The 15,008-nt window shown below is 70.7% G+C and carries 17 protein-coding genes; 12 read left to right on the forward strand and 5 right to left on the reverse strand.

Annotated elements, in window-relative coordinates; genetic code table 11:
• Positions 1-148 precede the first annotated feature (148 nt).
• The gene (locus BKI49_RS20425; RefSeq protein ID WP_095935693.1) at positions 149-1,279 is read left to right on the forward strand and encodes a DUF2786 domain-containing protein; all 1,131 of its coding nucleotides are present in this window, start codon (positions 149-151) and stop codon (positions 1,277-1,279) included.
• Between the two features lie 36 nt (positions 1,280-1,315).
• Here BKI49_RS20425 and BKI49_RS20430 read toward each other — a convergent pair whose 3' ends face one another.
• A complete protein-coding gene (locus tag BKI49_RS20430) occupies positions 1,316-1,852 on the reverse strand; it encodes a DUF4232 domain-containing protein (protein ID WP_095935694.1) in 537 nt (178 codons plus the stop codon).
• A gap of 407 nt (positions 1,853-2,259) precedes the next feature.
• On the reverse strand, positions 2,260-2,778 hold the full coding sequence (locus tag BKI49_RS20435; protein ID WP_257004879.1) for a hypothetical protein: 519 nt from the start codon (positions 2,776-2,778) through the stop codon (positions 2,260-2,262).
• Positions 2,779-2,958: 180 nt separating this feature from the next.
• On the opposite strand from BKI49_RS20435, the gene BKI49_RS20440 reads away from it, so the two are divergent.
• The 4 genes from BKI49_RS20440 (at position 2,959) to BKI49_RS20455 (ending at position 4,618) form a co-directional block, all read left to right on the forward strand.
• On the forward strand, positions 2,959-3,345 hold the full coding sequence (locus BKI49_RS20440) for a VOC family protein (protein WP_095935696.1): 387 nt from the start codon (positions 2,959-2,961) through the stop codon (positions 3,343-3,345).
• A gap of 7 nt (positions 3,346-3,352) precedes the next feature.
• Entirely contained in the window at positions 3,353-3,706 is a 354-nt protein-coding gene (locus BKI49_RS20445) for an ArsR/SmtB family transcription factor (RefSeq protein WP_095935697.1), read from the forward strand.
• Positions 3,703-4,164, forward strand: a complete 462-nt coding sequence (locus tag BKI49_RS20450) for an SRPBCC family protein (protein ID WP_095935698.1) — start codon at positions 3,703-3,705, stop codon at positions 4,162-4,164. The genes BKI49_RS20445 and BKI49_RS20450 overlap by 4 nt, the downstream gene beginning before the upstream one ends.
• 193 nt (positions 4,165-4,357) lie before the next feature.
• Positions 4,358-4,618 carry a DUF397 domain-containing protein gene (locus BKI49_RS20455; RefSeq protein ID WP_095935699.1) on the forward strand — a complete coding sequence of 87 codons (261 nt, stop codon included), beginning with the start codon at positions 4,358-4,360 and terminating at the stop codon, positions 4,616-4,618.
• A 92-nt stretch (positions 4,619-4,710) separates the two neighbouring features.
• Here the strand turns inward: BKI49_RS20455 and BKI49_RS20460 are convergent, their stop codons facing one another.
• Positions 4,711-5,229 (reverse strand): ATP-binding protein, encoded by a 519-nt coding sequence (locus BKI49_RS20460; RefSeq protein WP_179332511.1) that lies wholly within the window; start codon positions 5,227-5,229, stop codon positions 4,711-4,713.
• 337 nt (positions 5,230-5,566) lie between these two features.
• Between BKI49_RS20460 and BKI49_RS20465 the strand changes: the two genes are divergently transcribed.
• The 6 genes from BKI49_RS20465 (at position 5,567) to BKI49_RS20490 (ending at position 11,279) form a co-directional block, all read left to right on the forward strand.
• Positions 5,567-6,391 (forward strand): helix-turn-helix domain-containing protein, encoded by an 825-nt coding sequence (locus BKI49_RS20465; protein ID WP_095935701.1) that lies wholly within the window; start codon positions 5,567-5,569, stop codon positions 6,389-6,391.
• Positions 6,392-6,552: 161 nt separating this feature from the next.
• The gene (locus tag BKI49_RS20470) at positions 6,553-8,013 is read left to right on the forward strand and encodes an aldehyde dehydrogenase family protein (RefSeq protein WP_095935702.1); all 1,461 of its coding nucleotides are present in this window, start codon (positions 6,553-6,555) and stop codon (positions 8,011-8,013) included.
• 235 nt (positions 8,014-8,248) lie between these two features.
• A complete protein-coding gene (locus tag BKI49_RS20475) occupies positions 8,249-8,800 on the forward strand; it encodes a DinB family protein (RefSeq protein WP_095935703.1) in 552 nt (183 codons plus the stop codon).
• Positions 8,801-8,831: 31 nt separating this feature from the next.
• A complete protein-coding gene (locus tag BKI49_RS20480; RefSeq protein WP_095935704.1) occupies positions 8,832-9,473 on the forward strand; it encodes a PadR family transcriptional regulator in 642 nt (213 codons plus the stop codon).
• An 82-nt stretch (positions 9,474-9,555) separates the two neighbouring features.
• Positions 9,556-10,521: an ATP-binding cassette domain-containing protein gene (locus tag BKI49_RS20485; RefSeq protein ID WP_306453564.1), complete on the forward strand. Its 966-nt coding sequence runs from the start codon at positions 9,556-9,558 to the stop codon at positions 10,519-10,521.
• Positions 10,518-11,279 carry an ABC transporter permease gene (locus BKI49_RS20490; RefSeq protein WP_257004880.1) on the forward strand — a complete coding sequence of 254 codons (762 nt, stop codon included), beginning with the start codon at positions 10,518-10,520 and terminating at the stop codon, positions 11,277-11,279. The genes BKI49_RS20485 and BKI49_RS20490 overlap by 4 nt, the downstream gene beginning before the upstream one ends.
• A 57-nt stretch (positions 11,280-11,336) precedes the next feature.
• Here BKI49_RS20490 and BKI49_RS20495 read toward each other — a convergent pair whose 3' ends face one another.
• Both BKI49_RS20495 and BKI49_RS20500 read right to left on the reverse strand, forming a co-directional pair.
• On the reverse strand, positions 11,337-12,749 hold the full coding sequence (locus tag BKI49_RS20495) for a glutamate decarboxylase (RefSeq protein ID WP_095935707.1): 1,413 nt from the start codon (positions 12,747-12,749) through the stop codon (positions 11,337-11,339).
• Positions 12,750-12,757: 8 nt separating this feature from the next.
• A complete protein-coding gene (locus BKI49_RS20500; protein ID WP_095935708.1) occupies positions 12,758-14,044 on the reverse strand; it encodes an ion channel protein in 1,287 nt (428 codons plus the stop codon).
• A 154-nt stretch (positions 14,045-14,198) separates the two neighbouring features.
• Here BKI49_RS20500 and BKI49_RS20505 point away from each other — a divergent pair, with 154 nt between their 5' ends.
• Positions 14,199-14,966 (forward strand): MerR family transcriptional regulator, encoded by a 768-nt coding sequence (locus tag BKI49_RS20505; RefSeq protein WP_095935709.1) that lies wholly within the window; start codon positions 14,199-14,201, stop codon positions 14,964-14,966.
• Positions 14,967-15,008 lie beyond the last annotated feature (42 nt).

Genomic DNA, 15,008 nt, shown 5'->3' on the forward strand with positions numbered 1-15,008 from the left:
TCTGGGGCCGAGAGGGCACCGTTCAGCCCGTCCGGCGTTTGAGGACGAGGCCGTTCAGGCCGAACGGGGGTCCGGGGGCGGAGCCCCTGGGGGGTTCGGGTCGGGTAGGGGCGGAGGGGGTGAGGACAAGGCGTGACACGATCGGGCCATGAGCAGCAGCGGACCCCGCCCCGGCAGCGTGGAGCGCGCCTTCGAGGCCGCGCTCTACGCCGACACCGACGCGGCCCTCGACACCGGCGCCTCGCTGCTCGCGGCGGACCCGGCGGCCGACACCGAACTCACCCGTCGCGGCCAGGAGTTCGTCGCCGCGGCCTGGCGGCGAGGCTGGCAGCCCGCCGACGTCGTACGCGTCGTACGGCGCGAGCTGGACCCCGTGCACGTGCAGCTGACCGCGGCGCTGATCCTCGGCGAGAGTCATGAGCCCCGGGGCGCACGCTGGACCGCACAGCTCGAAGAGCTCAAGGCCGAGCCCCGGCCTCCCCGCGCCGACCGCTTCTCGTACGCCACCGCCGTACTGGAGCTGTACCGGCTGCTGCTGCGTCTGCCCGCCATCGAGCCCCTGGACGTGCCCCGGCCGGGCCCGGCCGCTGCCGGCCCCGGGGACTCGCGCATGCTCACCCGCATCCGCGCCCTGCTCGCGAAGGCCGAGGCGACCGGGTTCCCGGAGGAGGCCGAGGCGCTGAGCGCCAAGGCGCAGGAGCTGATGGCGCGGCACAGCATCGACGAGGCGCTGCTCGCGGCCCGCACGCACGCGAAGGACGCGCCCGGCGCCTGCCGTATCGGCGTCGAGCCGCCGTACGAGACGGCCAAGGCGGTCCTCCTGGACGCGGTGGCCGGGGCGAACCGCTGCCGCGCCGTGTGGAACGAGGCCTTCTGCTTCTCGACGGTCGTCGGTTTCGAACCCGACCTGGAGGCGGTCGAGCTGCTGTACACCTCGCTGCTGGTGCAGGCGACGGCGGCGATGACCAAGGCCGAGGCCGCACAGCGGGCCGGGGGCCGCAAGCGCACCAAGACCTTCCGGCAGTCCTTCCTCGCCGCCTACGCGCACCGGATCGGCGACCGCCTCGCATCCGCCGCCGAAGGCCAGGTGAAGGCCGCGGAAGGGGACTTGCTGCCGGTGCTGGCGGCCCGCGACGTGGCGGTCGCGGACCACGCGGACCGGATGTTCCCCCGGACGGTGACCACCCGGCTGCGCGGGGTCGACGACGCCGCCGGCTGGCACGAGGGAGCCGCTGCGGCGGACCGGGCCCAGGTCCAGGACCGCCGCCGGCTGCCCTGACCCCCGGGCCCCGTCACCGGGTGTTCGACGGCGTTCTCAGTCGCCCGCCGTCCTGAAGGTGCTCACCGTGGCGTCCAGCTTGTCCGCGGACTTCTCGGCGACGTCGCCGTACGTCCACTTCCACTCCTTGTCCCCGGTGCGCCCGGGGAGGCTGATCCGCAGGGTCCGCACGGCGGCGCCCGAACCGGCCTCGCCGCGGACGTACGTGAGGGTGAAGGTCGCCGCCTCGTCCTGGTGGAGGGTCAGCTTCTGCGCCTTCGCGCCCTCCTCCGGGGCGAGGGCCCAGGAGGTCCCGCCGGCCCGCAGGTCGACGCCCGGGAAGCCGTCCAGCGTGCAGGCGCCGGAGCCGGTGTTGGTGACGGTGACCGGGATGTTGCCGGTGTCGCCCGCGGCCGGGGCCGCGTTGGCCGGTTCGACGTCGACGCCCACCTGCTGGAGGGAGCACGCGGAACTCTTGCCGCTCGCGTCGCTCTTGGCGTTCGCGTCGCCACCGCCGTCGCCACCGCCGCAGGCGGTCAGGGCGAGTGCTGCGGTGACGCCGGTGAGGGCGGCGGCGAGGGAGATGGCGCGCATGAGGGTCCTCTTGGGTCGTGGCCCGGTGACGGGCCCGGGGCCCGGGGCGGTGGCGAGGGCCGGGCCCGGGGTGCGTGACGCTGTCCATGGATCATCACCCAGGCGTGCGTCCTCGCGTCGCGCGCCCCCGTCGCCCGGTCCGACCCCCGGCCGGGAATGTCCTCGAATCTCCCTTACGCCAACGGAAACGGGACCGCGACGGGGTCGCCGAGGAGGCGCCGGAGGCGTTCGTACGGCAGGGCGCGGGCCTGATCCTGGACTCCCCGGTCGAACTGTCCGACGCCCTGGACGGCGGCAAGTCCGTGCGTGCCCAGGAGGCGCCGCGCCAGGCGTCGCGGACCCGGGCCGATCCGAACGACACGCTCTGGCCGGCCGGGTCCGTCTCCGGCCGGCCGGCGGTCACGGGTTCAGGACCCGAGGCTCGCGGTGGGCAGTCCCGTCGGCAGTTCCCCGCCCTGGCTCTTGGTGTACGTCTCCTTGCCGAGGCCGCCCTGCCAGGTGATCCGGAGCGACTTGCCGCTGACGGAGTCGACCATGCCGACGGCGCGGTCCTTGCTGCCGTCGGTGCACTTGAGCCGGATCATCTGCATGTCCGCCTCGTCGGCCGCGGTGCCGCTGCACACGGTGCCGCCGGTCGCGAACAGGCCGGCCTGCTTGCCGTTGATCATCAGCACGACGGCCTTGCCGTCCGTGGTCGTCAGCCAGCTGCCGTCGAGGTCGGTCTTGGAGCCCGAGGTGCCGCCGGTGCCGCCGCCGGTGGCGGCCGAATCGGTCGGGGACGCGCTCGGGCCGGTGGACTTGTCCCCGGAGTCGTCGCCGTCACTGCTGCAGCCGGTGAGCAGGAGCGCGGCCGCCACTCCGACGGCCGCGACCGCGGTACGGGCCGGGCGGTGCGGGAAGGTCGCCGTGATCACTGGAGCCCCCAAGGGTGGTGATGATGCCGGGTCGCCTGAAAGACCGCAGCAAGCTACCAGGAGGACGTGTGCGCATCAGGGGGACGTCCGCCGTGGGCTTGCTCACGGACTCGTTCCACCGGGGGGGCACAGAGATGGGTAGGGAATTTCCTACGGTTGACGCGTAGGGAATTGCCTACCTATGGTGGCGGCATGAACATCACGCACGCCTCCTTCGTCACCCTCCCCGTCGCCGACCAGGACCGCGCCCTGCGCTTCTACACGGACGTACTCGGCTTCACGGTCACCGCCGACCTGCAGATGCCGCCCGGCCGCTGGCTCCAGGTCGCGCCCGAGGGGGCGCAGACCGTCTTCACGCTCTCGGGCCCGGGCATGGGCGGTTTCGTCCCCGGTGAGGCCCGGGGGATCATGTTGGTCACGACCGACGTCGACGCCGACTGTGCGCGGCTCGCCGCCGCGGGCGTCGCGGTGGAGGGTCCCGACGACCTTCCGTGGGGCCGCATGGCCTCGTTCCGCGACCCGGACGGCAACGGTCTGATGCTGCTGACGGAGAAGGCCATGGAGAAGGAAGGCAGCTGATCGCGCCATGACGGTGACCGGGGCTCGCGAGGCGAGCGAGGACCGCGTGTTCGCCGCGCTCGCCAACGCCACCCGCCGCGAGGTGCTGCGCCTGCTGCGGGACGGCGGGCCCCAGCCCGTCCAGGCCCTGGCCGACCACTTCGACATGCGGCGGCCGAGCCTCTCGGAGCACCTCAAGGTGCTCCGGGACGCCGGACTGGTGTCGGAGGAGCGCGCGGGCCGGCAGCGCATCTACCGCCTGGAGGCCGCCCCGCTCGCCGAGGTGCAGGACTGGCTCCATCCGTACGAGCGGTTCTGGCGCGACAGGCTGAAGGGTCTCGGCGCTCTGCTGGACCGCATGCCCGACGATGCCGAGTCATGAACCCCGTTCCGGACGATGACCTGACCACCATCCGCGTCGACCAGTTCTTCCCGCACCCGCCCGCCAAGGTCTGGCGCGCCCTCACCGACCCCGAACTGCTCGTGCAGTGGCAGATGCAGGGGTCGGAATTCTTCCGGCTGGAGGTCGGTCACCAGTACGCGCTGACGTCGGCGCCGCGCCCCAACACGAACTTCTCCGGCACGGTTGACGTGCGCGTTCTGGCCTTCGAGCCGGAGCGGATGCTGAGCGTCCGGTGGGCTGATCGGGATCCGGCCAATTCCGCGGAGTGGACCATTACTTGGACACTGGAACAGGAAGGCCGCGGTACGCGTCTGTTCCTAGTGCACGAGGGATTCGATCCGGACGATCCCGCACAGATGATGGCGCGGAAGGTCATGGACGGGGGCTGGAGGTCGCATGTCCTGCGATCTCTGGGGCAGGCGCTGGACCGGGCGTGACCCGAGAATGCGCAGGCCGTAGTCAAGTGAGCGACAGCCGGTAGTCAAGCGCCGGTAAAAGCTGTAACCGCAGGAGTACCCCGCGTGCACGTGCATCTGCCCATGCATCTGCACATGAACAGAGCTATGATCCGGGTCAGTTGACGACTGCATCAATGGCCACCTCAGCCACTGCACGACCGGGGAGCGACCTGTGGACCACGACGTGTACGACGTGGATGACGTGTACAACGGCATGGCGGCGACGGAGCTGAACGGGGTGGCCTGGCAGAAGAGCCGGCACAGCAACTCGCAGGGCTCCTGTGTGGAGTTCGCGAGGCTGCCCGGAGGCGACGTGGCCGTGCGGAACTCGCGGTTCCCGGAGGGGCCCGCGCTCGTCTACACCCGCGCCGAGATCGAGGCGATGCTGCTGGGCATCAAGGACGGCGAGTTCGACCACCTGATCGCCGGCTGATGGCGGACGCCCGCCTGGAGTACGGAGCGCGAGCCCCGTTCAACGGTGCGTAACGCGCGTAGAACCGCGGCGCCGAAAAGCGCCGCGGTTCGTCATTCCGCGGAGGGTGCGGCCGCGCCCGGCTGCGGTAGCCGGAACAGTGCCCACACGACCTTGCCGCTGAGGGTGCCCGCGAGCGGGTGCCAGCCCCAGCTGTCGGCGAAGGAGTCGACCAGGAACAGGCCGCGGCCCGACTCCGCCGAGAAGTCGTCCGAGTCGCCCGCGACCGGGCTGTCGTGACTGGGGTCGCGCACCGCGCACACCAGACGGGCGGTCCACCGCATCAAGTGCAGCCGCACGGGCGGCCCCTGGTCGTCGTTGCGCGGCGTGTCGGCGGGCAGGGCGTGCCGCAGCGCGTTGGTGACGAGCTCGGAGACCACCAGGCAGACGTCGTCGAAACGGTCGCCGATGTCCCACTGGTCGAGCGTTCTGCGGGTGAACTGCCGTGCCTCGCGCACCGCTTCGAAGCGGGCGGGCAGGGCGCAGGAGGCGGCGCTGGACACGGCTGCGGGGTCGAGTGGCGGAAGTCCCTGCCGTAAGGGTTCGAGCATGGTCGATCCATTCGTCCCCATGCGAGGCACTCCCGAGTGTTCGCGGTCGTTGCGATGCAGCGGTGGCGCGGGGACCATGGTTCCGAATGCGTACAGCAGATGCAAGGGCAGATGCACGTGCACGCGCCCGAATTAGACCTCCATTAACCGGTTGTTGCTCATTTCTTCTGTCACCTTCTTCCCTCTTGTTGACGCTCTGCTGATCCCTTTCTGCGCGGCTCCTTTGGCTACTTTCCGTTTCCGTAACCGAACGAGTACTGCTTGAAGTGTTTTAGTGGCAGACTTCGGCCCTTGGAGACGGTTGGGGAGGCGGACGAACGTGAGCGCTGGTGAGTCGAGCGGCTCGGTGGTGCGGCGCATGCTGCTGGGGTCGCATCTTCGGCGCCTGCGTGAGGCGCGTGGAATCACCAGGGAAGCGGCCGGTTATTCGATCCGTGCCTCCGAATCGAAGATCAGCCGCATGGAGTTGGGACGGGTGAGCTTCAAGACGCGTGACGTCGAGGATCTGCTGACGCTCTACGGCATCACGGACGAGATGGAGCGCACCTCCCTCGTGTCGCTCGCCAAGGAGGCGAACGTCGCCGGCTGGTGGCACAGCTACTCCGACGTCCTGCCCAGCTGGTTCCCGACCTACGTCGGCCTCGAAGGCGCGGCGCACCTCATCCGCTCGTACGAAGTGCAGTTCGTGCACGGCCTGTTGCAGACCGAGGCGTATGCGCACGCGGTCGTCGCGCGGGGCATGAAGGGCGCCTCCGCCGCCGACATCGACCGGCGTGTGGCCCTGCGCCTGGAACGCCAGAAGTATCTCGTGTCCGAGAACGCCCCCGAGTTCCACATCGTCCTCGACGAGGCCGCCCTGCGCCGCCCCTACGGCGACCGCGAGGTGATGCGGGGACAGCTCCAGCATCTGATCGACGTCTCGGAGCGCCCCAACGTGCGGCTCCAGGTCATGCCGTTCAGCTTCGGCGGCCACTCCGGCGAGAGCGGCTCCTTCACCATCCTCAGCTTCCCGGAGTCGGACCTGTCCGACGTCGTGTACCTGGAGCAGCTCACCAGCGCGCTCTACCTGGACAAACGCGAGGACGTCGGCCAGTACGAGGGCGCGCTCAAGCAGCTGCAGACGGACAGCCCGGGTCCGGCGGAGAGCCGCGACCTGTTGCGGGGACTGCTCCAGCTGTCCTGACACTCCGGCCGGCGCGGCCGGTGTACCCCCGCGACCTCGTCCGGCGGGTCCGCACCGACTCGTCCAGGTGTTCTCCAACTCCCTTGAAACACAAGTACGATGACGTGCGATCAGGCGTTGATCGGATGTCTGCCTCGGCAGCGCAGGGATTGAGGGAGCTCATGTCGTCCTACTTCACCGACCTGGCCCAGCAGTACATCGACGGCGCCTGGCGGCCGGGCACCGGCTCCTGGGACATCATCGACTTCAACCCGTACGACGGCGAGAAGCTGGCGTCGATCACGATAGCCACCACGGACGAGGTCGATCAGGCGTACCGCGCGGCCGAGCGCGCCCAGAAGGAATGGGGCACGACCAACGCCTACGCCCGCCGCGCGGTCTTCGAGAAGGCCCTGCGCATCATCGAGGAGCGCGAGGCGGAGATCACCGAGGTGATCATCGCGGAGCTCGGCGGCACCCACCTCAAGGCGGCCTTCGAGATCCACCTCGCCAAGGAGTTCCTGCGCGAGTCGGTCCAGCTGTCGCTGCGCCCCGAGGGCAAGATCATCCCCTCGCCGATCGACGGCAAGGAGAATCGTCTCTACCGCGTCCCGGTCGGCGTCGTCGGCGTCATCAGCCCCTTCAACTTCCCCTTCCTCCTCTCGCTGAAGTCGGTCGCCCCGGCGCTGGCGCTGGGCAACGGCGTGGTGCTGAAGCCCCACCAGAACACCCCGATCGTCGGCGGCTCGCTGGTCGCCAAGGTCTTCGAGGACGCCGGCCTGCCCGGCGGCCTGCTGAACGTGGTCATCACCGACATCGCCGAGATCGGCGACGCCTTCATCGAGCACCCGGTCCCGAAGGTCATCTCCTTCACCGGCTCCGACAAGGTCGGCCGGCACGTCGCCACGGTGTGCGCCTCGCACTTCAAGCGCTCCGTCCTCGAACTCGGCGGCAACAGCGCCCTGGTGGTCCTCGACGACGCCGACATCGACTACGCGGTCGACGCGGCGGTCTTCAGCCGGTACGTCCACCAGGGCCAGGTCTGCATGGCGGCCAACCGTGTCCTCGTGGACCGCTCCATCGAGGCCGAGTTCACCGAGAAGTTCGTCGCCAAGGTCAGGTCGCTGAAGACGGGCGACCCGAGCGACCCGCAGACGATCATCGGCCCGGTGATCAACTCCTCGCAGGCGGACGCGATATCGGGCGCCGTCGAGCAGGCGATAGCGGAGGGCGCCACCGCCCTGGTGCACGGCACGACGACCGACAACCTGGTCGAGCCGTCCGTCCTCACCGACGTCCCCGCCGACTCCTCCCTGCTGCGGCAGGAGATCTTCGGCCCGGTCGTCTTCCTCGTCCCCTTCGACGGCGAGGACGACGCGATCCGCGTCGTCAACGACACCCCGTACGGGCTGAGCGGCGCCGTCCACACCGGTGACGTCGAGCGCGGCGTGAACTTCGCCAAGCAGATCGAGACCGGCATGTTCCACGTCAACGACGGCACCGTGCACGACGAGCCGCTGGTCCCCTTCGGCGGCGAGAAGCACTCCGGCATCGGCCGGCTGAACGGCGAGACGACCGTCGACGCGTTCACCACGCAGAAGTGGATCTCGGTGCAGCACGGGCGCAGCTTCTTCCCCTTCTGAGCCCTTCCCGCGGCCTGCGGGACCTTCCTCGAGGGATCCTCCGGCAGCTTGCGGGGCCTTCCGGGATTCTCCGGCGGCCTTCGGGATCCTCCGGCGGCTGCCGGTGTTCCGGGACTCCCGATCACGACGTCCAGGGATTTCCGCGCACGCCGCGCCCTTGCGGACCGGAACTGTCCGCAAGGGTCCGTAGCGTCATCGGTGTCAGGCAAGAGGACCCGATGAAAGGTGGCCGGTCATGGTGACTCACGTGGGAGCGGAGACGCGCGGGGACGAGCGGGGGGCCCTGCTGTCCTTCCTGGAGGAGCAGCGCGGCGGTATCCGCCGGGCGCTGCTGGGGCTGTCGGAGGAGCAGGCGGCCTCCCGCCCCAGCGCCAGCGAGCTCTCCCTGGCCGGTCTGCTGAAGCATGTCGCCGAGGTCGAGCAGAGCTGGATCGCCCGTGCCCGGGGCGAGGAGCCGGCCGTCCGGCGCGACGCGTCCAACTGGCACGAGTGTTTCGCGCTCGGCGACGGCGAGACCGTGGCGTCCCAGCTCGCGTACTGGGAGAAGGTCGCCGCGCAGACGGAGGAGTTGCTCCGTTCGGTGCCCAGCCTCGACGACACCTTCGCGCTCCCGGACGAGCCCTGGTTCCCGCCGGAGGGCCGGGTCTCGATGCGCTGGCTGGCACTCCACCTGATCCGGGAGACGGCTCGGCACGCGGGCCACGCCGACATCATCCGCGAGTCCCTGGACGGCAGGACCGCGTTCGAGCTGGTGGCCCTGGAGCAGGGTGGGCAGGGCACGTCCTGAGGCCGGTGGCAAGGGTCCTACGCTGGACCGCATGTCAGCGATCCGTCTCCTCGTGCTCGGCGCGGTCCGCCAGCACGGGCGGGCCCACGGCTACCAGGTGCGCAACGACCTGGAGTACTGGGGCGCGCACGAGTGGTCCAACGCCAAGCCCGGCTCGATCTATCACGCGCTCAAGCAGATGGCGAAGCAGGGACTGCTGCACGCGCACGAGATCGCTCCGTCCACCGCCGGCGGGCCGCCGCGCACGGAGTACGAGATCACCGACGCGGGCACCGAGGAGTTCCTCCGGCTGCTGCGGGAGTCCCTGGTGTCCTACGACCAGAAGATGGACATCCAGTCGGCGGCCATCGGGTTCCTCGTCGACCTGTCCCGCGACGAGGCGGTGGCCCTGCTGAAGGAGCGGATCCGGCGGATCGAGGCGTGGCGGGCGGCCGTCACCGAGCACTACATCCCCGAGGACGGCCCCGAGCAGCTCGGCCACATCGGCGAGATCATGAACCTGTGGGTCCACACGGCCGACTCGGACGAGGCGTGGACCCGGGGGCTCATCGAACGGATCGAGCGTGGCGCCTACACCTTCTCCGGCGAGGGCGAGCCGTTCGTCGGCGTCCTCGCCGAGGGGGAGCAGAACCCGTACGCGACGGATGAGCGGCACCCGGACGACCACCGCTAATCAAGTTTGACCAATGTGGAGGCGCGCGTTACCTTCGAGCAAGTAGTCAAGTTTGACTAATCGAAGAGATGGGGGAGTGCCCGTGGCCGACACGGCGATCGGCGTCGAAGGAGCACACAAGAAGTACGGCGAGAGGGCCGCCCTGGACGGACTCGACCTGCGCGTCGCCCGCGGCACGGTGCACGGAGTGCTCGGTCCCAACGGCGCGGGCAAGACGACCCTGGTCCGCATCCTGTCCACCCTCCTGCGGCCCGACGGCGGCCGGATCGAGGTCGCCGGGCGCGACGTGGTGACCGACGCCCGCGAGGTCCGCCGCCGCATCGGCCTGCTCGGCCAGCACGCGGCCCTGGACGAAGAGCTGAGCGGCCGCCAGAACCTGGAGATGTTCGGCCGCCTCCACCATCTGGGCGCCAGGCACGCCCGTGTGCGCGCCGGTGAACTCCTGGAGCGCTTCGGCCTCACCGACACCGGCCGCACCGCCGTCCGGGCGTACAGCGGAGGCATGCGGCGCCGCCTCGACCTCGCCGCCTCCCTGATCACCGAACCGGAGGTGCTGTTCCTGGACGAGCCGACCACCGGCCTCGACCCGCGCGGCCGCGCCGAGGTGTGGGCGTCCGTCCGCTCCCTGGTCGGCGGCGGCACGACGGTCCTGCTCACCACGCAGTACCTGGAGGAGGCGGACCAGCTCGCCGACCGCATCTCGGTCGTCGACCACGGCCGGGTCGTCGCCGACGGCACGGCCGACGAGCTGAAGACGCTGACCGGCGGCGACCGCATCGACGTCGTCCTGCGCGACGCCGGCCAACTGGGCGCCGCCGTCGCCCTGTTGCCGCTGCCGGCCGCGGACATCTCCGTGGACGCCGACCGCCGTCTCCTGAGCGCCCCGGTCGTCGACCGCATGGCGGCGCTGGCCGGGGTCGTACGGGCCCTGGAGGCCTCCGGCATCGAGGCCGCGGACGTCGCCCTGCGCCGTCCGACGCTGGACGAGGTGTTCCTGCACCTCACGGCATGCGACGACCGCACCGACCGGACGAAGGAGGCCGTGTGAGCACGTACGTGCTGAGCGACTGCTGGACCATGACCCGCCGTGAACTCGCCCACTGGGCACGGCAACCCGTCCAGGTCCTCGTCCTCCTGGTGTTCCCCGTCATGCTGCTGCTGATGTTCGGCTACCTGATCGGTGGCGGCCGGGGCGTCGAGGGCAGCTACGTCGACTTCCTGGTGCCCGGCATGCTCGCGCTGACCATGGCCTTCGGCCTGGAGGGCACGATGCTGGCCGTCACTCAGGACCTCAACAAGGGCGTCATCGACCGTTTCCGCGCGATGCCGATGGCCAACGGCGCGGTCCTGGTGGGCCGTTGCGCCGCCGACATGCTCCAGTCGGCGGTCGGTCTGGCCGTGCTGATCTCCGTCGGACACGCCATCGGCTGGCGCACCCACGGCACGCCCGGCGCCTTCCTCGGGGCCGTCGGTCTGCTGCTGCTCTTCCGCTTCGCCATGCTGTGGATCGGCATCCACCTCGCGATGGTGGCAGGGAAGCCGGAGATGGTGCAGGCGGTGCAGATCCTGGTCTGGCCCGTCGGCTTCCTCTCCAACGCCTTCGCCACGCCCGGCTCGATGCCGTCCTGGCTGGGCACGGCCGTCGAGTGGAACCCGATGTCCCAGACGGCGACGGCGGTCCGTGACCTGTTCGGCGGTCCCGGAGGAGAGCCGGGGCACGTCGGGGCCGCGGTCCTGTGGCCGCTGGCGCTGGTGGCGGTGTTCTTCCCGCTCGCGGTACGAAGGTTCGCCCGGCTGAGCCGCTAGGCGTACCGCCCCGCGCGGCCGGCCGTCGTCGTCGCGGCGGCCGGCCGCGCGGAGCCGTCAGTGGTGGAAACTCGTCGCCGCGTCCTTGTCGTGGGTCAGCGGATGCGGCTGGCGGCGCAGGTCGGGCAGCAGGCGCTTCAGGTCCTCGACGAAGAGGTCGGCGAGGTCGGTCGAGAAGCCGTTGCGGCAGACCACGCGCAGCACGGACAGGTCCTCGCGGTTCTCCGGGAAGGTGTACGCGGGCAGCAGCCAGCCGTGTTCGCGCATGCGCCGGGACACGTCGAAGACGTCGTACGAGGTCACCGAGGGCGCGGTCGTGAAGGCGAAGACCGGGAGCTGGTCGCCGCGGGTGAGGAGGCTGAAGTCGCCCAGTTCCTCGACGCGCCGGGCGAGGCCCATGGCTACGTCCCGGGTCGTCTGCTGCACGGCCCGGTACCCCTCCCGGCCCAGGCGCAGGAACGTGTAGTACTGGGCCACGACCTGGGCCCCGGGGCGGGAGAAGTTGAGTGCGAAGGTCGGCATGTCGCCGCCCAGGTAGTTGACCCGGAAGACGAGCTCCTCGGGGAGTTCGGCCGCCGACCGCCACAGCGCCCAGCCGACACCCGGGTAGACCAGGCCGTACTTGTGCCCCGAGGTGTTGATCGAGGAGACCCGCGGCAGCCGGAAGTCCCAGACCAGCTCCTCGTCCACGAAGGGCGCGACCATCGCCCCGGACGCGCCGTCCACATGGACGGGGACGTCCAGGCCCGTGCGCTCCTGGAGCTCGTCGAGCGCGGCGCACAGCTCGGCGATCGGCTCGTACGACCCGTCGAAGGTCGATCCGAGGATGCCCACGACGCCGATGGTGTTCTCGTCGCACAGCTCGGCCGCCGCCTTCGGGTCGAGATGGAACCGGTCGCCCTCCATGGGCACCTGGCGCGCCTCGACCTCCCAGAAGTTGCAGAACTTCTCCCAGCAGACCTGGACGTTGACGCCCATCACCAGGTTCGGGCGCACGTCCTTCGCCGGGTAGCGGTCCGCGTTGCGCGTCGCCCAGCGCCGCTTGAGCGCCATCCCGGCGAGCATGCACGCCTCGCTGGACCCGGTGGTCGAACAGCCCACCGCGGCGGAGGGGTCCGGGGCGTTCCACAGGTCGGCGAGCATCGCCACGCAGCGCCGCTCCAGTTCGGCGGTGCGCGGGTACTCGTCCTTGTCGATCATGTTCTTGTCCCGGCACTCGCCCATCAGGATGCCGGCCTGCGGTTCCATCCAGGTGGTGACGAAGGTGGCGAGGTTCAGCCGCGAGTTCCCGTCCAGCATGAGCTCGTCGTGCACCAGCTGGTACGCCGTCGTCGGCGGCAGCGGGCTGTCCGGGAGCCGGTGGGTGGGCGGCGCCTCGGTCATTCCGCTGACCGGATCCGTCTCCCCGTAGAACGGGTTGACGGACCTCCGGTGCCCGGCGGACTTCTGGGTGCCTTTGTGAAGCGGCATGAGATCTCCTAACGGATCGAGGTCCCGTCGTCGTGCAGCTGCATCTGCGGCCGGCCGGTCACCAGCAGCCAGGCGGGAAGGGAGGCGATGCACAGCAGGGTGAGGATCGTGGGCGAGGCCACCAGGACGGCGGCCGTGAACAGGCTCACCCAGCCCTGCCGGGTGATGGCGAGGAGGATGCCCAGCACTCCCGCCGACACGCCCACCGCGGGGTGGACGGAGGACACGAGGGCGTGGGCGCACAGGCCGAAGGCCGTACCGATGAAGACGGCCGGGAAGATCCGGCCGCCGCGGAACCCGCAGGACGCCGCGACGAGCAGGGCGGCCAGCTTCACCACCGTCATCAGGGCGAACTGCCCCGCCGTCCATCCGTCGGGGTTCCGGGCCAGCTCGCCGACCTCGTCCAGGCCCTTGAACAGCGTCAGATGGCCGCCCAGCGCGCCGAGCAGGCCGAGGACGAGTCCGCCGGCCGGGAGGCACACCATCGGGTGCCGCAGCCGGGCGAAGGCGCGGTGGACGTACGGGAAGGCGTACACGACGGTCATGCCGAGCGCGGCGGCCGCGGGGGCGATCACCACCGCGGCCAGCACATCACCCCCGTGCGGTGAGCCGATCGGGGGCAGTTGCAGGTCGAACGCCGGATGGTGGATCAGGTCGACGGTCGCCGCGCCGACCGCCGCCGCGGCCAGCGGAGCGAACAGGTTGTCCCACAGCCGCCCCCTCATCGGCCGTCCGGCCAGCGCCTCGGAGATGACCAGCGCCGCCGCCACGGGCGTGCCGAACAGGGCGCCGAGCGTCGCCGACTCCGCCAGCGCCGGCCACAGGACCCCGGGCAGCGCGGGCCGGAATCTGTGGCCGAGCCAGACCGCGAGCGCCACGTTGGCGGCGATGATCGGGTTCTCCGGGCCCAGGCTCGGGCCGCCCGCCAGCATCAGCGCCGTCGCCACCAGCAGGCCCGGCAGGATGAAGGGCCGCATAGGGACCGCGGTGAGGCCCAGGGTGGCCGGGTCGGGGCCCGCGTGTCCCGGGGCCTTCCACACGACCAGACCGACCAGCACACCCGTCACGGTGAGCATGACGATCATCCAGAGCGAGGAGTAGCCGCCGATGCCCAGCGCGTCCGGAAGGTCCTGCCACAGCACGTCCTGGAGCTGTTCGGCGGTGGTGCTCACGCCCAGCAGGAGGAGGCTCGCGCCCACGCCGACGAGCAGGGCCGGGACGACCATCGGCAGCAGCGTCCGCGCGGGCGTCGCCGGGGTGGTGGCCGGTGCCGTCGGGGCCGCTTCGTGGGTCACGCGATCACCCTAAGCGGGCCAAACGGACATAACATCCCGAAAATCTGCCGCCGTCGCCCCGGAATCCCGGGTCCGTGGCCCCGCGGTCCCACGGACTTGCACCTCACGTCACGTGAGGGCTCATCGTGAAGTGCGTACCGAGAAAGGAGCGGAAGTGAGCTACTCAGTGGGCCAGGTCGCCGGTTTCGCCGGGGTCACCGTGCGCACACTGCACCACTACGACGAGATCGGGCTGCTGGTGGCCGGTGAGCGCAGCCACGCGGGGCATCGCCGCTACGGCGACGAGGACCTCGACCGGCTCCAGCAGATCCTGTTCTACCGGGAGCTCGGCTTCCCGCTCGACGAGGTCGCCGCCCTGCTCGACGACCCGGACGCGGACCCGCGCGCACACCTGCGCCGGCAGCACGAACTGCTGACCGCCCGGATCGAGAAGCTGCAGAAGATGGCCGCGGCCGTGGAGCACGCCATGGAGGCACGCAGTATGGGGATCAACCTCACGCCCGAGGAGAGGTTCGAGGTCTTCGGGGACAAGGACCCGGAGCAGTACGCGGAGGAGGCGGAGCAGCGCTGGGGCGGCACCGAGCAGTACGCCGAGTCGCAGCGCAGGGCCGCCCGCTACACCAAGGACGACTGGCAGCGCATCCAGGACGAGGTGGCGTCCTGGGGCGAGCGCTACGACGCCCTGATGGCCGCCGGTGAACCGCCGGCCGGCGAGGCGGCCATGGACATGGCCGAGGAGCACCGGCAGCACATCTGCCGCTGGTTCTACCCGTGCTCGTACGAGATGCACGGGGGCCTCGGCGAGATGTACGTCTCCGACGAGCGCTTCAAGGCGTTCTACGACGCCATGCGCCCGGGCCTCGCCGAGCACCTGAGGGACGCGATCACGGCGAACGCCGCGCGCCGTTCCGAGGAGTCCTGACGGTGGGGGCGTCCGCCCGCGGGCGGACGCCCCCACCGGTGT

The sequence above is a fragment of the Streptomyces sp. Tue6028 genome (genome assembly GCF_002300165.1).
In the GTDB taxonomy this organism is placed as follows: domain Bacteria; phylum Actinomycetota; class Actinomycetes; order Streptomycetales; family Streptomycetaceae; genus Streptomyces; species Streptomyces siamensis.

Bases quoted from the DNA above. Each gene is read 5' to 3' on its own strand.
- BKI49_RS20430 (WP_095935694.1), bottom strand. From the start codon at position 1,852: ATGCGCGCCATCTCCCTCGCCGCCGCCCTCACCGGCGTCACCGCAGCA.
- BKI49_RS20460 (WP_179332511.1), bottom strand. From the start codon at position 5,229: ATGGGGACGAATGGATCGACCATGCTCGAACCCTTACGGCAGGGACTT.
- BKI49_RS20475 (WP_095935703.1), top strand. From the start codon at position 8,249: ATGGTGACTCACGTGGGAGCGGAGACGCGCGGGGACGAGCGGGGGGCC.
- BKI49_RS20440 (WP_095935696.1), top strand. From the start codon at position 2,959: ATGAACATCACGCACGCCTCCTTCGTCACCCTCCCCGTCGCCGACCAG.
- BKI49_RS20445 (WP_095935697.1), top strand. From the start codon at position 3,353: ATGACGGTGACCGGGGCTCGCGAGGCGAGCGAGGACCGCGTGTTCGCC.
- BKI49_RS20450 (WP_095935698.1), top strand. From the start codon at position 3,703: ATGAACCCCGTTCCGGACGATGACCTGACCACCATCCGCGTCGACCAG.
- BKI49_RS20465 (WP_095935701.1), top strand. From the start codon at position 5,567: ATGCTGCTGGGGTCGCATCTTCGGCGCCTGCGTGAGGCGCGTGGAATC.
- BKI49_RS20480 (WP_095935704.1), top strand. From the start codon at position 8,832: ATGTCAGCGATCCGTCTCCTCGTGCTCGGCGCGGTCCGCCAGCACGGG.
- BKI49_RS20425 (WP_095935693.1), top strand. From the start codon at position 149: ATGAGCAGCAGCGGACCCCGCCCCGGCAGCGTGGAGCGCGCCTTCGAG.
- BKI49_RS20470 (WP_095935702.1), top strand. From the start codon at position 6,553: ATGTCGTCCTACTTCACCGACCTGGCCCAGCAGTACATCGACGGCGCC.
- BKI49_RS20495 (WP_095935707.1), bottom strand. From the start codon at position 12,749: ATGCCGCTTCACAAAGGCACCCAGAAGTCCGCCGGGCACCGGAGGTCC.